16 protein-coding genes and 2 pseudogenes are annotated in these 17,905 nt (G+C 68.1%); 14 read left to right on the top strand and 4 right to left on the bottom strand.

Annotated elements, in window-relative coordinates; all coding sequences use genetic code 11:
* From ACWDLG_RS40280 to ACWDLG_RS40240, 9 genes are read left to right on the top strand one after another with little or no spacing between them, the layout of a single operon-like run.
* The gene (locus ACWDLG_RS40280; protein WP_449930160.1) at positions 1-453 is read left to right on the top strand and encodes an SRPBCC family protein; all 453 of its coding nucleotides are present in this window, start codon (positions 1-3) and stop codon (positions 451-453) included.
* A gap of 42 nt (positions 454-495) precedes the next feature.
* Positions 496-2,163: an acetyl-CoA carboxylase carboxyltransferase subunit alpha gene (locus ACWDLG_RS40275; protein ID WP_449930158.1), complete on the top strand. Its 1,668-nt coding sequence runs from the start codon at positions 496-498 to the stop codon at positions 2,161-2,163.
* Positions 2,156-2,617 (top strand): acetyl-CoA carboxylase biotin carboxyl carrier protein, encoded by a 462-nt coding sequence (locus tag ACWDLG_RS40270; protein WP_449930156.1) that lies wholly within the window; start codon positions 2,156-2,158, stop codon positions 2,615-2,617. The genes ACWDLG_RS40275 and ACWDLG_RS40270 overlap by 8 nt, the downstream gene beginning before the upstream one ends.
* Positions 2,614-3,990: an acetyl-CoA carboxylase biotin carboxylase subunit gene (locus tag ACWDLG_RS40265; protein WP_449930154.1), complete on the top strand. Its 1,377-nt coding sequence runs from the start codon at positions 2,614-2,616 to the stop codon at positions 3,988-3,990. The genes ACWDLG_RS40270 and ACWDLG_RS40265 overlap by 4 nt, the downstream gene beginning before the upstream one ends.
* Entirely contained in the window at positions 3,987-4,250 is a 264-nt protein-coding gene (locus ACWDLG_RS40260) for an acyl carrier protein (RefSeq protein WP_449930152.1), read from the top strand. Before ACWDLG_RS40265 ends, ACWDLG_RS40260 begins: the two co-directional genes overlap by 4 nt.
* Before the next feature lie 29 nt (positions 4,251-4,279).
* Complete coding sequence (locus ACWDLG_RS40255; protein WP_449930150.1) at positions 4,280-4,786, top strand: 3-hydroxyacyl-ACP dehydratase FabZ family protein; 507 nt, start codon at positions 4,280-4,282, stop codon at positions 4,784-4,786.
* Positions 4,783-6,522, top strand: a complete 1,740-nt coding sequence (locus ACWDLG_RS40250; protein ID WP_449930148.1) for a beta-ketoacyl synthase N-terminal-like domain-containing protein — start codon at positions 4,783-4,785, stop codon at positions 6,520-6,522. Before ACWDLG_RS40255 ends, ACWDLG_RS40250 begins: the two co-directional genes overlap by 4 nt.
* Before the next feature lie 14 nt (positions 6,523-6,536).
* The gene (locus ACWDLG_RS40245) at positions 6,537-8,006 is read left to right on the top strand and encodes a class I adenylate-forming enzyme family protein (protein ID WP_449930146.1); all 1,470 of its coding nucleotides are present in this window, start codon (positions 6,537-6,539) and stop codon (positions 8,004-8,006) included.
* Entirely contained in the window at positions 8,003-8,731 is a 729-nt protein-coding gene (locus ACWDLG_RS40240) for a thioesterase II family protein (protein ID WP_449930144.1), read from the top strand. Before ACWDLG_RS40245 ends, ACWDLG_RS40240 begins: the two co-directional genes overlap by 4 nt.
* A gap of 280 nt (positions 8,732-9,011) precedes the next feature.
* Here the strand turns inward: ACWDLG_RS40240 and ACWDLG_RS40235 are convergent, their stop codons facing one another.
* On the bottom strand, positions 9,012-9,704 hold the full coding sequence (locus tag ACWDLG_RS40235) for a TetR/AcrR family transcriptional regulator (RefSeq protein ID WP_449930142.1): 693 nt from the start codon (positions 9,702-9,704) through the stop codon (positions 9,012-9,014).
* Between the two features lie 781 nt (positions 9,705-10,485).
* Here ACWDLG_RS40235 and ACWDLG_RS40230 point away from each other — a divergent pair.
* A pseudogene (locus tag ACWDLG_RS40230) lies at positions 10,486-10,838 on the top strand (transposase); the annotation flags it as partial.
* A gap of 924 nt (positions 10,839-11,762) precedes the next feature.
* On the opposite strand, the gene ACWDLG_RS40225 reads toward ACWDLG_RS40230, so the two are convergent.
* The gene (locus tag ACWDLG_RS40225; RefSeq protein WP_449930140.1) at positions 11,763-11,966 is read right to left on the bottom strand and encodes a hypothetical protein; all 204 of its coding nucleotides are present in this window, start codon (positions 11,964-11,966) and stop codon (positions 11,763-11,765) included.
* Between ACWDLG_RS40225 and ACWDLG_RS40220 the strand changes: the two genes are divergently transcribed.
* Positions 11,959-12,480 (top strand): hypothetical protein, encoded by a 522-nt coding sequence (locus tag ACWDLG_RS40220; protein ID WP_449930138.1) that lies wholly within the window; start codon positions 11,959-11,961, stop codon positions 12,478-12,480. The two genes, ACWDLG_RS40225 and ACWDLG_RS40220, sit on opposite strands and share 8 nt — an antisense overlap.
* On the opposite strand, the gene ACWDLG_RS40215 is transcribed toward ACWDLG_RS40220, so the two are convergent.
* Together ACWDLG_RS40215 and ACWDLG_RS40210 are read right to left on the bottom strand one after the other, a co-directional pair.
* Positions 12,447-14,312, bottom strand: a complete 1,866-nt coding sequence (locus tag ACWDLG_RS40215; RefSeq protein ID WP_449930136.1) for a hypothetical protein — start codon at positions 14,310-14,312, stop codon at positions 12,447-12,449. The genes ACWDLG_RS40220 and ACWDLG_RS40215 overlap by 34 nt on opposite strands.
* A 479-nt stretch (positions 14,313-14,791) precedes the next feature.
* Complete coding sequence (locus ACWDLG_RS40210; RefSeq protein WP_449930134.1) at positions 14,792-14,944, bottom strand: hypothetical protein; 153 nt, start codon at positions 14,942-14,944, stop codon at positions 14,792-14,794.
* Between the two features lie 741 nt (positions 14,945-15,685).
* Here ACWDLG_RS40210 and ACWDLG_RS40205 point away from each other — a divergent pair.
* The 3 genes and pseudogenes from ACWDLG_RS40205 (at position 15,686) to ACWDLG_RS40195 (ending at position 17,848) form a co-directional block, all read left to right on the top strand.
* The gene (locus ACWDLG_RS40205) at positions 15,686-16,936 is read left to right on the top strand and encodes a pyridoxal phosphate-dependent aminotransferase (RefSeq protein ID WP_449930132.1); all 1,251 of its coding nucleotides are present in this window, start codon (positions 15,686-15,688) and stop codon (positions 16,934-16,936) included.
* 215 nt (positions 16,937-17,151) lie between these two features.
* Positions 17,152-17,352: pseudogene (locus ACWDLG_RS40200) on the top strand (transposase); the annotation flags it as partial.
* Between the two features lie 109 nt (positions 17,353-17,461).
* Positions 17,462-17,848 (top strand): transposase, encoded by a 387-nt coding sequence (locus ACWDLG_RS40195; RefSeq protein ID WP_449930130.1) that lies wholly within the window; start codon positions 17,462-17,464, stop codon positions 17,846-17,848.
* Positions 17,849-17,905 lie beyond the last annotated feature (57 nt).

Here is a 17,905-nt window from a genome sequence, read left to right as displayed (position 1 = left end):
ATGTCAGCACACACCGACAATGCCATCACGATCGCCGCGCCCATGGACCTCGTGTGGGACATGACCAACGACATCGAGTCGTGGCCGAAGCTGTTCAGCGAGTACAGCGCGGCGGAGATCCTGCACCGGACCGACACCACCGTGCGGTTCCGGCTCTCCATGCACCCCGACGAGAACGGGGTCGTGTGGAGCTGGGTGTCGGACCGGACCGCCGACCCCGCCACCAGGACCGTGCGCTCCCAGCGGGTCGAGCTCGGGCCGTTCAAGTACATGTTCCTGTTCTGGGAGTACCTCCAGACCGACGAGGGAGTCCTGCTGCGCTGGGTGCAGGACTTCGAGCTGAAGCCGGAGATGCCGGTTGACGACGCCGGCATGGCCGACCGCGTCAACGCCAACTCAGCCGTGCAGCTGAAGCTGATCAAGGAAGCCATCGAAGCGGAGGCGCGCGGCTGAGCGCGCCCCGACGCTCCTGACCGACCTCGAGGAGTCTTGCTCATGGCCATAGCGAAGGATGCCGGTGACTGGGAGCTGTGCCGGGAATGCGCCGCGCTCGTCTACCGGCCGCGGCTGCTGCGATCGCGCCGCGTCTGCCCCGAGTGCGGGCACCACCAGCGGCTCGCCGCCGGGGAACGGATCGACACCATCGCCGACCCCGGCTCCTTCACCCCCGCGCCGCAGGTCAGCGGTGGCGACCCGCTGGGCTTCGCGGACTCGCGGCCCTACCCCGAGCGGCTCGCCGAGGCGCGCAGCCGTACGGGACTGCAGGACGCCATCCTGTACGGCGGAGCCACCATCGGCGGCCGGCGGGTCGTGGTGGCGGCGATGGACTTCGCCTTCCTGGGCGGCAGCATGGGCTCGGCCGTCGGCGAGACGGTCGCCCGCGCCTGCGAGACGGCGCTGCGCGAGCGGATCCCGCTGATCCTGGCCATCACCTCCGGCGGGGCCCGCATGCAGGAGGGCGCGGTCTCCCTCATGCAGATGGCCAAGACCGCCCAGGCCATGCGCGCGCTGCGTGAGGCCGGGCCGCTCAGCGTCTGTGTGCTCACCGATCCCACCTTCGGCGGGGTCACCGCCTCCTTCGCGACCCTCGGCGACGTCCTGGTGGCCGAACGCGGGGCACGCGTCGGCTTCGCCGGCCCCCGGGTGATCGCCGCCGCCACTCGGGAGGAACTGCCGCCGGGCTTCCAGACGGCCGAGTACCTCAAGAGCCGCGGCCTGATCGACCGGGTCGAGACCAGGGACGGCCTGCGCCCGCTGCTGGCCAGGCTGCTGGCGGTGACCTCGGCCCGGGATCCGGGCCAGGTCACCGCGTGGGAGCGACCACTGGAAGAACTGCAGGAGGCGCCGGGGGGACCACAGGAGGCGCCGACGCCGTACGAGACGCTGCGCCTGGCCCGCGACACCCGCCGCCCCACCGCCCTGGACTACATCTGGCGGATCTGCACGGACTTCGTCGAACTCCACGGCGACCGGCTGGAGGGCGACGACCCGGCCATCGTCGGCGGCCCAGCGCTCCTCGACGGCCGCCCCGTCATGATCATCGCGCACCAGAAGGGGCACAGCACCGACGAGCTGGTCGCCAGGAACTTCGGGCTGGCCCATCCGGAGGGCTACCGCAAGGCGCTGCGGCTGATGCGGCTGGCGGGCAGGCTCGGCCTGCCGGTGGTCACGCTCGTGGACACGCAGGGCGCGGCTCCCGGGATCCGCGCCGAGGACCGCGGGCAGTCCTGGGCGATCGCGGAGTGCCTGGCCGGCATGTCGGAACTGCCGGTGCCGGTGGTCTCCGTCCTGATCGGCGAGGGCGGCAGCGGAGGAGCGCTGGCGTTGGCGGTGGCCAACCAGGTGCTCATGCTCCGGCACGCGGTCTACTCGGTGATCAGCCCGGAGAGCTGCTCCACCATCCTGTTCGGCGACCCGTCCCACGGCCCGCGTATGGCCGAGGCGCTCCGGATCACCGCACCGGACCTGCTCCGCCTGGGCATCGTCGACAGCATCGTGCCCGAGCCGCCCGGCGGTGCCCAGACCGCCCCGGCCGCCGCGGCCGAACACCTCAAGGCCGGTGTACGGCAGGCCCTGCGCGAGCTCGCCGGGCTGAGCGGCGACGAGCTTCGCAAACATCGCTACGAACGCTTCCGGGTGCTGGGGATGATCGCCGATGACTGAGCACACCGACGAGCGGCACGCGGTCCTCCGCCTGCTGCGCGAAGAGGCCGGCAACATCGTCAAGACCGTGTCGGGTCCGCTGGCCAGCCTCTCGCTGCGGATGGGCGAGTGGGCACTGGACATCTCGTGGGCGCACGGGACCGCACCCGCTGCCCCGCTGCCGCTGGTGACGGCGCCGGAGGAGGAAACGGAAGCGGACGATACCGGTCTGCACGAGATCACCGCCCCGCTGGTCGGCACCTTCTACGTGGCGCCGGAGCCGGGCGCCCCGCCGTACATCCAGGTGGGGGAGCACGTGCGGGCGGGACAGACCGTCGGCATCGTCGAGGCGATGAAGCTGATGAATCCGGTCAAGAGCGACCTGGCGGGCGAGGTGGTCGAGGTCGTGACCGGCGACGCGACGCCCGTGGAGTACGGCCAGGCGCTGGTGCGGATCAGGGCGGAGGAGCCGTGAGCTTCAGCAAGATCCTCATCGCCAACCGGGGTGAGATCGCCCTCCGCATCGCACGGACCTGCCGCGAGCTGGGCATCGAGACGGTCGCCGTCTATTCGACGGCCGACCGCGACGCCCGCTTCGTGGCCTACGCCGACGAGGCGGTGCACATCGGGCCGGCCCCGGCCAAGCGCAGCTACCGCTACCCGCCCGCGATCATCGAGGCCGCCCTGCGCACCGGCGCCGAAGCCATCCACCCCGGCTACGGGTTCCTCTCTGAGGATGCGGACTTCGCGCGGATCTGCACCGACCACGGGGTCGTCTTCATCGGGCCCAGCCCGGAGGTGATGGAGTGCGTGGGCGACAAGGCACGGGTCCGCGCCCTGCTCGCCGCGGCCGGGCTGCCGATCCTGCCGGGCAGCGACGGTCCCGTGGCGACGCAGGCCGAGGCCGAGGAGGTGGCCGAGCGGATCGGCTACCCCGTCATCGTCAAGGCCGCCGCCGGTGGTGGCGGCCGTGGCATCGAGCCCGCGGGCGACCGCGCCGAGCTGCGCGAGGTCTACCGGCGCACGACCGCCCTGGCACGCCAGGTTTTCGGCAACGGCGAGGTCTACCTGGAACGCCTGGTCCAGGCCCCGCGCCACGTCGAGGTCCAGTTCCTGGCTGACACGCACGGCACCGTTCTGCACCTGGGCGACCGCGACTGCTCGCTGCAGCGCCGCAACCAGAAGCTGGTGGAGGAGGCGCCCTCACCACTCCTGCCGGACCGGGTTCGCGAGCGGCTCGGCGTGTACGCCGTGGCAGGGGCGCGCCGTGTCGGCTACACCGGGGCGGGAACCATGGAATTCCTGCTCGACGCCGCGGGCGAGATCACCTTCATGGAGATCAACGCGCGCATCCAGGTGGAGCACCCGGTCACCGAACTGCTGACCGGTGTCGACCTGGTGCGAGAGCAGATCCGCGTCGCGGCCGGTGAACCCCTGGGCATCACCCAGGAACAGGTCACGCTGACCGGCACCGCCATCGAGTGCCGGGTCAACGCCGAGGATCCGTCGGCGGGCTTCCGCCCCACGCCCGGCCGCCTGACCTCCTACCACCCGCCGGGCGGTCCCGGGGTGCGGGTCGACTCCGGGTTCGGCCAGGGCGACGTGATCCCGCCGGACTACGACTCGCTGCTCGCCAAGGTGATCGTGTGGGCGCCGACGCGCGAGCAGGCGATCGTCCGCGCCGACCGGGCGCTGGCCGAGTTCGCCGTCGAGGGGCCAGGGATGGCCACGACGATCCCACTGCTGCGGCGGCTGCTGGCCCAGCCGGATTTCGTGGCGGCCAGGCACTCCACTGCCTTCGTCGACGCGTTAACAAACGAATTCAACCCTGTTGGAGAAAACCAGTGAACGTCCTGCAGACCATTAAGGGAATTCTCGTCTCCGAGCTTCTCGTCGACATCCCGGCGGAGCGGATGCAGCCCGATGACAGCCTGCGCGATGTCTACGGCCTCGACTCGCTCGGCTACGTCGAGCTGCGGGTCTGCATTGAGCAGACCTTCGGGATCACCATCGACGACGACGATTTCTCCCCCGAGCACTTCACCACGCTCGGCGGGGTCCAGGCGCTGGTGGAGCATCTCCAAAAAGACGAGGAAATGGTCAGCTGACTTCCCGCGGAGAAAGAAAGGACCGCCCCATGCAACTCCAGACGGCGTCACCGCAGGCGGATCAGTCGTCGGCCGACCGTACGCTCGGCTTCACCGAGATGAAGAAGTGGCTGCGCCACCGTCACCCGATGATCTACATCGACCGGGTCACCGACCATGAGCCCGGGGTGTTCCTCAGGAGCCTGCTGTCCGTCTCCGGCAACCTCGACGCGATCGCGGGACACTTTCCGGAGCGTGCGATCTACCCGGGCAGTCATCTCATGCAGGCTTTCGCCCAGTCGGGCATCATCCTCTACCTGCTGAGCACCAGGCCGCTGGCCGAGGACGAGCTTACCCTCATCGGCTCTGTCACCGCCCGCTTCACCAAGCCGGTCGTCCCCGGCGACCAGGTCGTCTTCGATGTCCGGGCTGATCGGCTGCGTGGCGACGCGTTCTTCTTCTCGTGTCGCGCGTCCGTCGGCAGCGCGACGGTCGCAGCCTTCAAGGGGACGCTCACCCGGACAACGGTCGGCGCGATGGGCCGGCAGTTGTGGTGAACGCGCCCGTGGTCGTCGTCACCGGGATGGCGTGGACCACGCCGCTCGGGGACGGGCTCGACGAGGTGTGGCGCCGGCTGTGTGCGGGCGCCACCGGCGTCGTCCCGGTCGGCTCGCCGCACCGGCTCCGCACGTCGCTTGCCGGGCAGGTGCCGTGCCCGCCGTATGTGTCCTTGGCTCCGGAAGAACGGCAGATCGCCCTTGCTGTCCGCACGCTGGCCGAGGCCTTCGCTGAGGCTGGAGTCGCGGTGGACGATCCCTCGGTGACGCTTGTGCTCGGCACCAGTTTCGGAGGGCAGCTCGACGCGGAGGAGGAGCCCGAACGGCACTGGACCCAGGAGGTCGCGCGCCGGCTCGGGCATCCGCGTACCCCGCTGTGTGTGACGACTGCCTGCTCTGCGGGAGCCGACAGCCTGCTCGTCGCGGAGGCGCTGCTCCGAAGTGGCAGGGCCGGGATCTGCGTGGCGGGTGGAGCCGACGTGCTGAGCGAGGCCAAGCGCCTGGGCCATTCGGCGCTCGGCACGATGAGCAGGACCGGGCTGCGTGCCTTCGACGCCGGTCATGACGGGATGGTGCTCGGTGAAGGCGCGGGGTTCCTGGTCCTGGAGCTGGAGGAGACGGCTCGAGCCCGGGGCGCTCGCATCCTCGCCCGCCTGGACGGCGTGGGCTCCGCCAACGACGCCACCGGCCTGACCGCTCCCGATCCCACCGGTGACAGCGTGGTCGCCGCGGTGCGCCGATGCCCGGGCGGCACCGGAGACGTCGCCGTGGTGTGCGCCCACGGGACGGGCACCCCTGTCAACGACCAGGTGGAGGCGACCAGCCTGCACGAGCTCTTCGCCGGATCCGAGCGCGATCCGGTCGTCTTCGGGACGAAGGGCGCCCTGGGCCACAGCCTGGGCGCCACCGGCGCGATCGAGGCGATCGCCACCATCCTGGCGCTGCGGCACCGGGCGACGCCGCCGCTCGCGGGACTGGACTCGCCGATGCCCGGCTTCACGCTGCGGCTGGCGGACGGCACGGCGCAGGAGTTGCACGGCGGGGCAGGGCTCAGCCTGACGCTGGGGTTCGGCGGGTTCAACACCTGTGTCCGGTTCTCGCACGGCGAGGGCACGGCGGGAACGGAGAGCAGGTCCGAGGAGCGGAGGGCCGGAGAAGAGGTCACCTGGCCCGGTCTTCCGGCCGTCGCCGGTCATGGTGCAGTCACGGTCGAGGATCCCACCACCCGCTCCGCCAACCGCCCTTCCCTCTACGCCGACCCAGTGGCCTGGTTGACCGCCGCGGCGGTCGAGGCGGCCCTGGGCGAGAGCGGCTGCGGGGAGGACGTGCTCGCCGCCCGGAACGACGTGGCGGTGATCGTGCTCACCGGCAGCCGGCCCCTGCCGACCTCCAGGGCCCTCGCAACTCAGGCGACCACCCGCGGCCGGGTCTCGCCACTGCGCTTCGCCGGCGCCAACCCGGGCATCCTGGCCGGGCTCACCTGCATCCAATGGGGCCTGCGCGGACCGTCGCTGGTTTTCGCGGCGGCCGACGACGACACCGTCGACACAGCTCTGACGGTCGCGGAGTCGTGGCTCAGCTCCGGCCACGCCCGCTACGTGATCGCGGTGCGACATCAGGCGCACCCGGAGGGACACACCGCCCGGTGCGCCGTGCTGCAGGCCGCCACGGAGCCGGGCACCGATCCCCGCGCCCTCCTGACCGCCCCGATCGCCTCTCTCGCCACGACGGCATGAAGGGAATGCCTCTGATGTCCACCACCAACCACGGACCGCCGCTGGACGTGAGACCGGTCGCCGACTTCCTGGCCAGGTCGGCCGACCTGGCCGCCCGGACATCCCATGAAGGGATCGACGGCACCCTGGACGACCTCGCGAAGCTCGGCCTCGAACCCGGTGACGCGGTCATCATCGCGCTGTCCAACTCCATGCGGACGGTGCGCACCTATCTGGCCGCCCTGCTGCTCGGCTTCGTCCCGATCGCCATCGCCCCCAGGACCCCGCCTGCCCGGACAAGACGGCTCGCGGCCACACTGGGAGCGCGGGCCCTGCTGGCCGCCAGACCGGATCCGGCGAGGTACGGCGCGGCCGCCAGCCATGCCGTCGGCGAGGTTGAGGCGGTGCTGCTCGACGGCGACACGCCGGTCGGCCGGGGCGGGCGAGCGCGACCCGAGGCCGGCACCGCCCCGCCGTACCGGGCCGGGCATGCGCAACCCGACGCCGACGCGGCGCCGCCGTACCGGGCCGGACAGGTGCTCATGTCCACCTCCGGCACCTCCGGAGCCTTCAGCGCCTGCCTGCACCGCGTCGACGCCCTGTTGCGCAACGCCCGCCGCCACGCCGCGGCGGTCGGCATGACAGCTGATGACACCGTGCTGGTCAACCTGCCGCTGTACTACTCGTACGCGATGGTCGCCCAGGTGCTGGCCGCCTATGTCACGGGCGCTCGGATCGTCGTCACCGGGCCGCCCTTCACCCCGGCCGGCTACGAATCGGCCATCGCGGCCCACGGCGTGACCCACTCCTCCATCACCCCGGAACTCGCCCGCAGACTCCTGGCCCACGGTGCCCTGCCGTCACCGGGTCCCCGGGTCATGACCATCGGCGGGGACCAGATCCACCCGGCCCAGGTAGCCCGGCTGCTGGCGGCCAGGCCAGACGGCGAGCTGTACCTCACCTACGGCCTCACCGAGGCGGGCCCGCGCGTCCTGACCCTCGCCGCCCACGCCGAACCGGCCCACCGGCACGCCTCCGTCGGCCTGCCCCTGCCGGGGGTACGGACGTCCCTACGCCCGGAGACCGGCGAACTCCTGGTGGAGTCTGACACCGTGCTGGAGAGGAAGATCGGTGGATCGGCGGCCGCGCGCACCCTGATCGCCCCCGGCCGGATCGCCACCGGCGACGTCTTCACCGTCGACGATGACGGCTACCACTACTTCTGCGGCCGGCTGTCGGACTTCGCGATCATCCGCGGCGAGAAGGTCTCGCTCAGCGGCCTGCGGCAGACGGTCAACGCCATCGCCGGAGTCGTGCGCTGCGTACCGCGGTTGACCGAGGGCGCGGGCGGCGAGAGTGCCCTCGACCTGGAGATCACGGTCACCGACACACGACCGGACACGGAAGCGAGGCTCCGGTCGGAACTCGACTCCCTGCTCCTGCCCGCCGAACGCCCTCGAACCATCCAGATCGCCACCGCCGACCCTGAGGACTTCCACAAATGACGCTGCTCTTCTGCGTGCCCTACGCCGGCGGATCAGCCCGGGTCTACCGCGGCTGGCAGGAGTGGTTCGCCGACGATGCCGAGGTCGTCCCGCTGGAGCTCGCAGGCCGCGGCACCCGCTCCGCTGAGCCGGTCGCGCCTTCCGTGCGCGCGGCCGCCATGGATCTCGCCCGCCGCGTGCGGGAGAGAGCGGGGGGCGGGCCGTACATCCTGTTCGGGCACAGCATGGGCGGCCTCATCGCCTACGAGATGGCCGCGATCATTGAGGATTCGGCGAGCGACGGGCCGTGCCTGGTGGTCGTCTCCGGGCGCAACCCACCGCAGACGAGGGCGAACTGGGGGGATGACGCTCTGGAGCTGACCGACCTGGAGCTGTTCGAGGCGCTCCAGACCGTGGGTGGCGTGCCGGCCGGGCTCAGCCCGTCGATCGCCGCCACGCTCTTCGTGCCGCTGATCCGTGCCGACGTGCGCAACACCGTCTCCTACGACTCCGGCTCACCACCGCGCCGGATCTCCGCTCCGTTGCTGGTGATCCAGGGACGGGAGGACCCGCTCGTAGGGCCGGACGCGGGCGCGGGCTGGGCGCACTGCACGCAGCGGGAGTGCACGGTCGTGCGCCACGACGGCAATCACTTCTCGATCTTCGAACGTGTTGGTGAGCTCGCTGAAACGCTGAGGCCGTTCCTGGCGCGCGGGCGGGAGCACTCTGGCGGGTGCACCAAGTGATCGAAATACTGGCCGAAGAGCTGGCCGCGGGTACACCGGTTCAGTACTACCGCATCTATCGATCTGCAGGTTCAGCCGCCGACATCATGATTTGAAACAGCCGCGGCTGACGCTCTGGCTGCTTTAAGCCCTTGCTCACCGAGGTCCGCCACGTTCTGGTGCGCCTGTTCGTTCCGACCGCGAACGTCGTCGATTCCGTGCCGGGCCGGCCGTACTTCCGGCTTTGTCCATCAATCCCCGGTACGGATCAGCCACTATCGCCGACGTGGCGAACCCTAATCTAAAGATCTACGAATGCGGCAGGTTCTGGAGTTTCGTCGGACGTCGTCTGCTGATTTTCGCAAACAATTTTCAGGCCATGCATGAGAAGGTCGAGGCCGAATTCGAAGCGCGCGTCGCCGCTACCGGAGAGCAGGGTCTCCGCCATCGCCGTGGTGTGCGGAAAGTGCTGCGGTGGAAGGCTGGAGTAGTAGTCGCCCAGCCGCCGCCAGTGGGCCTCGACGTTGGGCTCGGTCGCACGCCCCCTGCTGAAGTGCTGGCTCACCTCGAGCGCGTCCGCGGTGATGTACAAGGTCAGACGGCCCACCGCCCAGCCGCACTCCTGGTCCGACAGCCCGGCGGCGCGCAGTATGGACAGGAATGCTTCGGCCACCCATACCCCGTTCGGACCGCAGGGCGCGAAGGCGCTGACCAGCCGCGCGATATCCCCGTGACGGGTCAGCGCCCGCCTGAGCTCGAAGGCGAGTTCCCTCAGCTTCTCCTGCCAGTGCTCGGCGTCAGCCTGTGGGACCGAGACCTCCCCGAACACCATATCGATGAGCAATTCCAGAAGTTCGTTCTTGTTGGCCACGTGCGCGTAGAGGGAGGCCGGCCCCGTCTGCAGGTCGTGGGCGACCCGGCGCATGCTCAAGGCGTCCAAGCCTTCTCTGTCGATAATTCGCAGGGCTGTTTTCAGGATGAGATTCCGCGTCAACGGCTCCTTGTCGGGCTCCGGCCTGGCGACGGTCCGCCACGGGGGCGCAGGGATGGCGGGTGGAAGTCTGCGATTTGCCATATGGACTCCTCTATGCCTTGCTAACACGGTACCGGATTGCCACAATTTGGATAGGTCGAACAGCGATCGTAACCAGATCGACTTTCGATCAACCGCAACCGCATCTGGGACGTGGTCCCAGATGCGAGCCATCACATGCGCCTCTTCAACATTGAATGTCAAAGTCGGCATCAGGCGACATCGCAGTAGAGTGGTGGCGAGGGTTGGTCGCATTGCGGGCCTGTTGGGTCCATTGCAAGTATTGCGTGATGGGGATTTGGCCACGCCGGCCGTGGGAAACTCAGGAAGTTGCTCAGGCGACGCCACCGGCAAGCGTCTCCACAACCCCGCAGACCCATATCCACGTGCCGAGAAAAGATCTCAGCTTGGGCCGCTCCCCGTCACTCTGCAGCCCGTCCGCTGAGAGGGCGGAAACCACCCTACGGCTATCGGCTCGGCCTGTGCCCCGGTGTCGGCATTGAACGCCCGGAGCCAGACGTCGTCGTCGATGACGTACCGCTCGCGGCGGCCGGAATCCTGTGTGGAAGGCCGGTCCCGACCGGCAGCGTCGCGAACTGCTCCACGAAACCACGCACGGTGGCGGGCGGCCGTCCGCCGGCCGGTGACTCCGTGGCCCGAACCGGTCTGCGGCGGCGGGCCCTCGGCCCCGGCGGCCTGCTTAAGCCGCTGCCGGCGCCGCGGCCGCCGATCAGCCTCCGCCCGTCGTGTCGTGTCTCCCGGCAGGCTGCGGCTACGACCCTGCCAAGATCAGCTTTTCCGGGGTCTTTTGTACGTACTGCGTACCGGGATCGGTTGGCAGGACCTGCCGACCGCCGCGTTCGGGGTGTCCGGGTCGACCTGCTGGCGACGCCTCGCCGAGTGGCATGAGCAAGGCATCTGGCAGCGACTGCACGAGGTGTTGCCGGCCGAACTACGCGCCGTCGGCGCTCTCGACCTGGCCCACGCGGTGGTCGACTCCTCGCACGTCCGGGTGCTCAAAAGGGGGATCACACCGGGCCCAGCCCGGTCGACCGTGCCCGGCCCGGTTCCAAGCATCACCTGATCACCGACGCCGGTCGAACGCACCCTCGCCTGGCTCTATGCCTTCAAACGCCTCCGAACACGCCACGAACGCCGCGCCGATACATCAAGATCGTGCAGGAGACGCTCGGGCACCGCTCGTCGGCCTTCACCCGTGACACCTACACCAGCGTCTATCCGGAGGCCGCCGCTGCTGCGGCAGAGGCGACCGCCGCGCTCTTGGCGGCCCAGCCCGTGGCGCCAATGCCGCCGAGCTCGTTCGGACGCCGATCTCCACGACCTGCCGGGCGAGGAACCGGTCCGGGGACCGAGCGGGGAGGGTCGGTGATCCACCCGCCCACCAGTCAGAACTAGACACCAGGGCAGACCTCGGGGGCAGTGAGGACGCGTGCGGAGGTTGGGGAGGCAGGGCCGCCGGACATCCCCTGACGGCGGCCCTCCCTCCCCTTCTCTGGTTCTCCGGCGAAGGAGATCCCCCGGGCGCCGGAAGCGTCTCAGCGACGCGCATCCGGCGCTCGGAGGCTGCGGCCCGGCAGCAGCTCTCACACATGGGAGGGGGTGCTGCTGCCGGACGTCTGGGGGGTGGGCGGTCCCTCGCGTCGCGGCCCCCAGCCGCCGCGAATTTTGACCTGGGCGAGGGACCGCCCTGGCGACGATTCGGCGGACGGGGTTCCGCCGTAATCGTCGAGAGGGGGTGGCGGACCGGACCTCCTCTTCAATCCGGTCAGCCACCGGAGGGTGACTGCGGTCACCGTGGCGCAAGACGCCTGCGGTCACCGGTTTGCGGGGGTGGGCAAGCGCGCCGGCGCTACGGCTCTCACCCCTACAGAAGGACCCTCACCCGGCCGTTGCCGGGGCCTGCGCCGTTGGTTACCCGGTTTCGGCGCGGGTGAGGGCGTGTGTGCTGTCACCGGCCGTTCCCGCACCCGTGGGACGGGAGGCTGCCGGTGACAGGGTCTATGTCATCGGCACGGTCACACCGCTCGGAAGGGCGCGCGCTGGCGCGGCTGTGGCCAGCACGCGGCGGATGCGTTCGGCCGTCGTGGCGATGTCGCCGACAGGGGTGATCGGCTCGGCCCACGACCACCAGAACCACCACTGACCTTCCAGCGGCGCGGCCGAGATGACCTCCGCCAGGGTGGCGGAGTTCGGGTTGATCACCCGCAGGCACGGCATGAACGAGCGGGGCGTTGAAGCCGACCGGACGCCGTACCGTATCACCGACGCGCACTACGCCCTCGGTGACCTCCCCGCCGATCAGCGCGAACTCGGGTTCGGAATCGAAGGGTTCGCGTACGTGGCGGAGCTCATAGCGGTTCCCCTCTTCGATTCGGCCAAGTGTTCAGACCGTACTGCGGCACACGGGCTTGATCGAGTACCGCAACACCTCGCCGAGGAGGGAATGGCGTCCATACAATCCGGGCGGGACCATCCAGTGGATGAAGCCGAGGCGGTGGTGCGTCCCACGCCGTTCACCGGCCGCGGTCCGGTCCGTGTCGCCGAGCGGAAGAATCGCTCCGGGTGGCCTGCGACGGAGCAGGGCAGTCAAGTGGCCATCACGACCGCGCTCCTGGGCGCGGTCGAACCCGCCGCCGCCACGACCACGGCTTTCGCCAGCCTGGTCCTGAACAAATGGTGGCGTCAGTTTGGGGGCTGCAGGAAGAGGGGCACCTGAGCCGAGTCGGCCTCAACCGGGTCGCTGCCGGGCTGCCGGGCGCGCGGAAGCACTGGGAAAGGCGAGGGGCGCAGCAGTCGCGCGAGACTACGCAACGAGAACGGCGCCTCAAAATGCTCTCTCCCAAGCCCGGTCAGCCCATGCTCTTCCAATCGGCGCACAACCGCCGGAGCCAGGAGCAGGCGACCCCCTGCTTGGACGTAAGACTCTGCCAGGTTCGAAATTTCGTCACGATGAAATGCCTGAATAGACGCAACGAGAAGCTCCTCGTTCTCCGTTTCGCATGCCAGCCTTGGCAGCGCCTCGCGGCTTGCCGTCCATTTCTGACGTGCCGGACGGCCCGGCTTGTGCCAAAAATAGACATCCGGAGCACAGACCGTGCGATTGGAGAAGAGGCGGCAGGTGACGAACTCGTGTACGTCGAATATGTCGGCCGACTCGGCAAGCTGCAGCTCGGCCGCTACCTGCTCGCCTGAAATCTCCACTTCCGCGTGAATCACATCTGGAGACTCCGCCAGAAGACGCTTCAAACCTGACGGGGAGAGCCAGCGACCGCCGACCGAAATCGCGTCCGAACGATTGCGGAATTTCTGGGGAAAAAACTCTTTCGCCGCAGAGACCGGCAACGAGACTTGCTGGGCGAGAAGAGTCAGCCGTGTGAGAATGTGAGGCAGATCCTTGGCAAGGTCTGAGTCGATGACCCTTTCGTCTGCCCGAATCTCAAGCTGAATGTCTCGATCGTTCACATGGTAAAAAATGAACACCGGCGACAGACAGTCCACGGCGTTGGCGCCGACCTCGATGACGATCTGCCGCGGCCTTGTGGTTTCGTTGTGGAGGGGCGCGGATTGCTGGACCGCGGTGATGTAGTCGAAGTAGACCGGTGCGATGCCGCCGATCCCTCTCCGCTGCAGCATCCGCGCGCGCCGGTCAACCTCTTGCGAGTAGTCGCGATCCTCCCAGGCCAAGTAGGTGTTGAACGATTCGGCCTGCAGCTCGCTCAGTGCTTGATGGAATGTGGCTTCATCGCGTACGGTGACCAGCTCGTACAGGTTTGAAATCCTGCAGCCTATTTCCTCGCTGTTGAGGCTTCCGGTAGAGGCGACGTTGGCGAGTAAGACATCGGATCGCCCTGAGAGTTGCGACATCGCCCATGCGAGCAAGAACTTTGCGGCGACAGGGACGCTTACGCCTGCGGCGTCGCTCACTCGTTGAAGCTCGACCGCCAGGCCGGGCAGTACAGTGGAGATTTGAAAGTGGGAGTGGGGGGCATCGCTGCGAACTGCCGGCACAATCGCTTGGCTTGATCGCGCAAGCCGCTCATCGCGATGCGCGTTCGCCGGAGAGTCGGTACCACTTTTGTCCGCGTGCCCGCCGTCGCTCTTTGCGAGCCTTTGGGGCGTCCAGTCCACGCCTTGAATCGCCTGATCCATTTGTGTGCGCCATAGGGCAAAGCCTGCTGCGTCCGCGATGATGTGTTGCAGATATAATTGAACTTCGTGGATGAGGTCGTTCTCAACTAGAAAGACCATGTACCATAAGAATCTGCCCGATGATACCGCGTCGCCGATCTCCGGAGTCGGAAACGGGGTATCGGCGTCAGTGAAGACGGTCGGCGCTACGAAATCCTCCATGGGAACCACTCTGCGAACCGGAAGCCCGCTTGGCTCGATGTCGAATATGCTCCGAAGCATCTCATGTCTTGCGCAAAGGCGTGATACCCCCGCTGTGACCTGTTCCCTCGTGGCCGGCAGGTTGAGGCGCCAGTGCTCTTCGAGAACAGGGGTCTGATCGGCCTGGGTCATCCAGAACAGCGTGAGCCATCGCTCCATCTCGGAATCCGACAAGCGTTCGCTACGCATTGATCGATCGCTCAACGAGGCTCTCCCTGGTTGTGGAACGTACTGTGCCGTACGACGCGACTACTCTCGACAACCACCTTGTCGGCAGCGGAGTCCGGGCGACAAACAAAGCGGGGAGAACCGCCTTCAGGCCCCCTGCACCCGCTTTCGGTGTTCGGTACGGAAACACGATGAGAGGCAGAACGGTGTGAGACGCTGCCCGGCTTCCTCTGCTTATTCGAAGTGTTCTCTTGATTGTATGGGCTCAATTGCTGCGTACCGTCAGATATACCATGCAAGGACGCCGTGGAGTAGCCTCCGCAGACGATTCTACGAGAACTACGCCCTTCAGTATGAGCGGCTGCGCAGTAGCCGGCCATGCCTCCGGTGCGTCGGGTGAGCTGCCTTCTGACGCCGTGAGTTGCCGAGCTCCGCGCGACCGGGACGGGCGTTGCGGTCCGGGTGGGCTTTCAGGCGGGAACGCACAGACTGGGCACCGGCCCACGGCGAATGCCCGGCCCTGGACGGGGATGCTCGACGCGGGCGAGTGCCGACTCCTCCTGGCCGGAAGGCGCGCGGCGGGTGGCGTACTCCGGCGGCGCGCCGTCCCCGAACAGCGTCACCTGGCAGAGTGTGCGGCCCGCAGCGAGGCATACCCACGAGGGCCGGAGTTCCCCTGCCCGACGCGCGGGCGGCCGACTGCTGCTCCGGAACACGTGGGGTAGTCCTCCGTCTCCGCAGACGTATCCCGTCGCAGGTATTGCCGCCTGCATCGGAAGATCGGCGACACGGGCAGGTATGGACGGGTACGCGACTCTCCATCACAACGAGTACCCCATAGGAGCCTAACAACGGACTTTGAGGCGCTCCGTGGAGGATATCCGCGCATAGGTGTATTGTGCTCCGGAACGATGTGATACAAGAGTGGAGACATGCGATACGCGGCACCGCTGAGATCTCAGACACCCTTGTGGCGAGGAGCTGGAGTATTTCTGGAGCGCGCACCTTTCCTGCGCATCGGCAATGCGGGTCGAGTTGGATGCCCGCTCGTAGCCACCTGGCTGAACTGTAGTGGCGGGTGCCGGTGGACGCGCTTCCTTGAATGACGTCGACTGCCGTGCCGCATTCCCCTGCATTGGGCGCCGCGTGCTGTTTCGCTCACCGGTCGGGCTTCACCGGCGTAGAAGATTTCCGTCCACTGTTCGGGGAATCTCCGCCGATGTGCTCCGGGCGATCGGGATCAACACGGATTCAGCATTCCGGCTGACCATGGACGCTTTCCTTCGTGCTGCCAGACCATCCGCACCCTCGCAGGGAGACACCGGACTGTGACGTCGCCTCCGATCCCTTCGACAACGTGGCGTATGTCGCCCAATCTTCGGCTCAACGAGGAAGTGGCGGCGCGCGTCGCGACGGGGGAGCCGGTTCTCAACCTCGGGTTCGGCGAGGCGAGGCTGCCGGCTTTCGCTCCCTTGGTGCGACTCCTTCGAGACAGCGCTCACCGCAACCGGTACGGTCCGGTCGCGGGGGAGAGCGACGTCCGTCGGGCGGGAGCCGACTATTTCGCGCGACGAGGGCTTGCCACCGACGCCGGGCAGATCGTGGTCGGTCCCGGCAGCAAGCCACTGCTGTTCGCGCTGAATCTGGTGATGCCCGGCGATGTCGTTCTGCCACGCCCGTGCTGGAACAGCTACAGGCCGCAGGCCGAGTTCACCGGGAAACGAACCGTTCATGTGGCGATCCCTGACGAGTGCGGCGGCGTACCGGATCCGGCGCAGGCGAGAAAGGCGATCCGGCGAGCGCGTGCTGAAGGGCATGACCCCCGGATTCTCATTCTGACCACACCGGATAATCCGACCGGCACCGTCGTGCCCCCGGAGCTGATCCGGGAAATCTGCGCCGTCGCCCGCGAGGAGAACCTGCTGATTGTCTCGGACGAGGTCTATCGGGACACCCTTCACGACTCCGCCATGACGTTTCTGAGTCCCGCAGAGGTGGAGCCCGAGCGTACCGTCGTGGTTACCGGCCTCTCGAAGAGCCTGGCGCTCGGCGGGTGGCGTATCGGTATGCTCCGCGTTCCGGACGGGGCCTTCGGTGAATGGCTCCGGGACGGGCTGGTGGCGGTCGCCAGCGATGTCTGGTCCTCGCTCGCCGGACCCATGCAGGCCGTGGCCGAATACGCCTTCTCCGAGCCGCTGGAAGTTCAGGATCGGAGATTGGCCGCCGCACGCCTTCACGGCCACGTCGCCCGAGCGGTCCACCGGGCCGTGGTCTCGGCGGGTGCGACGTGCCGTCCGCCGACGGCAGGCTTCTATCTCTATCCCGATCTCGAACGCCTTCGCTCGGCGCTTGCCAGGCAAGGCGTCGCCGATTCACCACGCCTGCAGCGCCGCCTGCTGGATCGATATGGCATTGCGGTTCTGGGAGGCCATCAACTCGACGACGATCGACGCGCACTGCGTTTCAAGGTGGCTACAAGCATGCTCTACGGTGATACGCCGGAACAGCAGGAAGAGTCCCTCGCCGCGGACGACCCCCTCAAGCTCCCGCACGTCGAGCAGGCCGTCTCCAGGATCAAGCACAGTTTCGCCGACCTGTGCCGATCCCGGCCATGACCGCGAACCCGTCAGGGCGTGCCTCCCGGTAGTACGACTTTCCATCCGAGCTCTACCGCAAGAACGAGGAGCCGGACATGCCGGTCTCCCAGGGAAAGCCTGCTGCCGGCCGGACGGAGCCTCGGCAGTGCCAGGCAGGCGCAACGGGTCCCCTCCTCGACGGTCGGTTACCCCTTAGAGCGTGTCCTATGTGGTGAGCCGGACGTTAAGAGGGCATGGGAAGGAACGAGTGGGGGTGGACCGTCCCGGACGGGTTCTGGGAGATCGCCCGGCCGTCGTTACCGCTGGCGCGGGTGCGTCCACAGGGCGGTGGGACGCGGAACACGCCTGATGAAGCGGTGTTCGCGGCCATCGTCTACGTGCTGGTGAGTGGATGTGCGTGGCGGGCCCTGCCACCGTGTTTCGGGATATCGAAGTCCACCGCGCACCGCCGCCTTCTGATCTGGTCACGGGCCGGCGTATGGGCCAAGCTGCACCAGGCGGTGCTCGACGAACTCGCTGCCGCCGACCTGCTCGACCTCTCCCGTGTCGTGCTCGATTCCGCCCACGTGCGGGCCAAAAGGGGGGGGCGAACTTGCAGGCCCGAGCCCCGTGGACCGGGGCAAGCCGGGTTCCAAGATGCATGTCCTGTCCGACCGGTCCGGACTGCATGTCGTGGTCGGTGTCTCATCTGGCAACACCCACGACAGCGAAGCCCTCCAACCCGTCGTGACCGAGCTTCAAACGAGACGCGACCCTCGCCACGGCCGGTGGATCAAGCCCGGAAAGCTTCACGCAGACAAGGCTTATGACCGTGATGACCTGCGCCGATGGCTGCGCGGCAGGCGCATCGCGGTGCGTATCGCCCGCAAGGGAGTCGAGTCCAGCCAGCGATTAGGAGCTGTTTCCTGGATCACGTGCGGAGCCAGATGACCAAGGCTGCGACCGTGACGGTTCCCAGGAAGATGTAGGCGCGTTTGTCGTAGCGGG

This window comes from Nonomuraea sp. NPDC003727 (assembly GCF_053586935.1).
This window is presented reverse-complemented; position numbering and strand designations above follow the sequence as displayed.

Excerpts from the sequence above, each read along its gene's own strand:
- ACWDLG_RS40280 (WP_449930160.1), top strand. The coding sequence starts at position 1 with ATGTCAGCACACACCGACAATGCCATCACGATCGCCGCGCCCATGGAC.
- ACWDLG_RS40275 (WP_449930158.1), top strand. The coding sequence starts at position 496 with ATGGCCATAGCGAAGGATGCCGGTGACTGGGAGCTGTGCCGGGAATGC.
- ACWDLG_RS40270 (WP_449930156.1), top strand. The coding sequence starts at position 2,156 with ATGACTGAGCACACCGACGAGCGGCACGCGGTCCTCCGCCTGCTGCGC.
- ACWDLG_RS40255 (WP_449930150.1), top strand. The coding sequence starts at position 4,280 with ATGCAACTCCAGACGGCGTCACCGCAGGCGGATCAGTCGTCGGCCGAC.
- ACWDLG_RS40245 (WP_449930146.1), top strand. The coding sequence starts at position 6,537 with ATGTCCACCACCAACCACGGACCGCCGCTGGACGTGAGACCGGTCGCC.
- ACWDLG_RS40240 (WP_449930144.1), top strand. The coding sequence starts at position 8,003 with ATGACGCTGCTCTTCTGCGTGCCCTACGCCGGCGGATCAGCCCGGGTC.
- ACWDLG_RS40215 (WP_449930136.1), bottom strand. The coding sequence starts at position 14,312 with ATGGAGCGATGGCTCACGCTGTTCTGGATGACCCAGGCCGATCAGACC.
- ACWDLG_RS40205 (WP_449930132.1), top strand. The coding sequence starts at position 15,686 with ATGTCGCCCAATCTTCGGCTCAACGAGGAAGTGGCGGCGCGCGTCGCG.